Source organism: Thiolapillus sp. (assembly GCF_048562965.1).
GTDB lineage: Bacteria > Pseudomonadota > Gammaproteobacteria > Chromatiales > Chromatiaceae > Thiolapillus > Thiolapillus brandeum_A.
This window is the reverse complement of record NZ_JBHNMF010001705.1, coordinates 1-505: the sequence shown is the minus strand read 5'-3', so window position 1 is coordinate 505 and position 505 is coordinate 1. Positions and strand designations below refer to the sequence as shown.

1 protein-coding gene is annotated in these 505 nt (G+C 41.4%); it reads left to right on the top strand.

What is annotated here, in order from left to right:
* Positions 1-122: 122 nt before the first annotated feature.
* Positions 123-389: a hypothetical protein gene (locus ACOCD2_RS26320; protein ID WP_293702561.1), complete on the top strand. Its 267-nt coding sequence runs from the start codon at positions 123-125 to the stop codon at positions 387-389.
* Positions 390-505 lie beyond the last annotated feature (116 nt).

Sequence of the window (505 nt, the reverse complement as noted above, 5' to 3'; positions counted from 1 at the left end):
CTTTCAGATAGACTTCCTCTTTTTGTTTTTCTCCATTTTTTCTTGCATATAGCACCATAACGGTGCTACGATGGGCCATCATTTAAAGAAACAGGGGAACAAGTCGGCCAGGGTAAAAAAATATGAAAAATAACAATCTTGTAACTTCCTTTCTGGAAGCGGTGAGAACCACGGGAACAATGTCTGATGGTGTCAGGGAAATGAATAAGGCACTGGGAACAAATTACCGCCTAAGCCGTGTTAGGGAATGGGAACGGGGAACGCGGCAAGCGAACCCCGCTACAATGCAATATATGCTTACTATTGTGTTGACTCATGCCCTAGCAGAGTATGGGTTAAGCAAAGAACATATTAAAAAAATCATTGATTCAATTAAATTGCCATACTAGAGTTTAGAGTTTCAGAGGAGAAAAACCACTAAAAATCTCAAAAAATAGTTGACATAGCAAGGTGCGGCCTCTCAGAAGAGAAATCAACACAAACTTCTGGAGGCCGCTATGGACGC